The 1,957-nt window shown below is 63.2% G+C and carries 2 protein-coding genes; both read right to left on the reverse strand.

Going from position 1 to position 1,957, the window contains the following annotated elements; all coding sequences use genetic code 11:
* Positions 1-74: 74 nt before the first annotated feature.
* The gene (istB, locus tag AB4Y34_RS41465) at positions 75-863 is read right to left on the reverse strand and encodes an IS21-like element ISRso19 family helper ATPase IstB (protein ID WP_368719258.1); all 789 of its coding nucleotides are present in this window, start codon (positions 861-863) and stop codon (positions 75-77) included.
* Complete coding sequence (gene istA / locus AB4Y34_RS41470; protein WP_368719259.1) at positions 860-1,876, reverse strand: IS21 family transposase; 1,017 nt, start codon at positions 1,874-1,876, stop codon at positions 860-862. The genes istB and istA overlap by 4 nt, the downstream gene beginning before the upstream one ends.
* Positions 1,877-1,957 lie beyond the last annotated feature (81 nt).

Raw genomic sequence — 1,957 nt, forward strand, 5'->3', positions numbered from 1 at the left:
TGTCAACGCCGATTAGAAACTGACCCACCTTTTGGCGATTCGCCGAAGTAAATCTGACCCACCCGGGGCCTGCGTCACACGGCTGCTTTCGCGCTTGCCCGCGTTCCGGTTTGTCCTGCTTTTCGTTTGTCCTTCAGTCGATAGCTCTCACCACTGATTTGCACGATATGGGCGTGATGCAAGAGCCGGTCGAGCATGGCGGCGGTGAGCGTCTGGTCGTCAGCAAACGCCGTGGCCCATTGCGTGAACGGCAGGTTGCTCGTCAGCACGATGGAGCCGCGTTCATAGCGTTTGGCGACGACATTGAAGAACAGGTTTGCTTCCTCACGCCCGAACGGCAGATAGCCGATTTCGTCGATGACGAGCAGCCGTGGCCCGATGACCGCCCGATTGAAGAACTCTCGCAATCGATTCTGCTGTCGCGCCGTCGCCAGTTGCATCATCAGGTCGGCAGCCGTGATGAACCGCGTCTTGATACCTGCCTGCGTCGCCCGATAGGCCAGTGCGCTGGCGAGGTGCGTCTTGCCGACCCCGCTGGGGCCGAGCAATACGACGTTTTCGGCCCGCTCGATGAACGCCAGGCTTCCCAACTCCTGTATCTGCGCCCGTGGCGCACCGCTGGCGAAGCCGAAGTCGTATTGCTCCAAGGTCTTGATGCCGGGCAGCGAGGCGAGCTTCGTGAGCGTCTGGCGTTTGCGCTCCTCGCGCGCGCCAAGTTCCGACTGCAGCAGTTGCTCGAGGAAGTCGGCCAGGCTCGCATCGGTCGTTGCAGTGTGCTGTGCGAGTGCTCCCCAGTCACTGGCGATACGGTCGAGCTTCAACTGCGTGCACAGGCTGGCAATCCGTTCGTGCTGGAGATTCATGCGGCGACCTCCAGCAGCGCGTCATACACCGCCAGAGGATGCTGAAGGCTCTCTCGCGGCAGCACACGGCGCAGCTTTGAGGGCGCAGGCGTTGGCGCCGATGCTGGCGTGGGCAACGGCAACAGCGCTGCCTGCTCGAGTGACAGCCTCGCGGCCGGACGCTCGCGCGTGGTGGCGTGCACGCGCACGTTGGCGACTTCTGCGAGCCACCGGCCGATACGCGCATTGGCGGCTTCTACGTCCAGCTTCAGTCCCGACTGCTTGAGCGTGGCTGCGAGCGGCACCACGAAGCTCTCCTTCAGATAGCGGTTGAAGCGTTCGACCTTCCCCTTGGTCTTCGCCCGATAGGGTTGGCAGACCTTCGGCGTGAAGCCGTAGGTCTCGGCCACAGTGAGCAATTGGGTGTTCCATCGATGCTCGCCTTCACCGAACGCATCGCGCTCGAGAATCACGGACTTCGCGTTATCGAACAGCACCTGCTCGGGCGTGCCGCCGAAGTAGACGAACGCTTCGCGCAGGCACTCGCACAACGTCGCGGCGTCCTCGCCGACGGTGAAGCGCACGAAACTCGCACGGCTATATCCGAGCGTCGCGACCAGTGCGAGCAGCGGCGCACGGCCACGACGGATGACCGTGAAGTCGGCTTGCATCTGCTTGCCCGGCGGCGTCTCGAACCGCACCACCGGCTCGGGCTCAGCGCGCTTGTGCGGCGCAAGGAATGCCTTGACCTGGCTGATGCCGCCTTCGTAGCCGGCTTCCTGCAGTTCCCGGTGCAGCACTGTCGCCGGAATCCAGTGCGGTCGTGCGGCGGCGACGCGTTCGAGGAGATAGTCCTTGAACGCGTCGAGCTTCGTCGGGCGTGGCTCACGTTGCCTGTAACGGCCCGCCTGCTCATCGCGCAGATAGCGGCGCACCGTGTTGCGCGACAAGCCCGTTTGCCGCGCTATCTCCCGCACCGCCGTTCCCCGTCTTGCCAATACCTTGATTTCCACTGCTTGCTCCTGAGTCAGCATCGGCGGCAAAAAGCCGCCATCCTCTCCCAGGTGGGTCAGATTTACTTCGGCGGGTGGGTCAGTTTTACATCGGCGCTAACA

Origin of the sequence: Paraburkholderia sp. BR10954, assembly GCF_040965775.1 — a bacterium.
GTDB classification, from domain to species: domain Bacteria; phylum Pseudomonadota; class Gammaproteobacteria; order Burkholderiales; family Burkholderiaceae; genus Paraburkholderia; species Paraburkholderia youngii.

Bases quoted from the DNA above. Each gene is read 5' to 3' on its own strand.
- istB (WP_368719258.1), bottom strand. From the start codon at position 863: ATGAATCTCCAGCACGAACGGATTGCCAGCCTGTGCACGCAGTTGAAG.
- istA (WP_368719259.1), bottom strand. From the start codon at position 1,876: ATGCTGACTCAGGAGCAAGCAGTGGAAATCAAGGTATTGGCAAGACGG.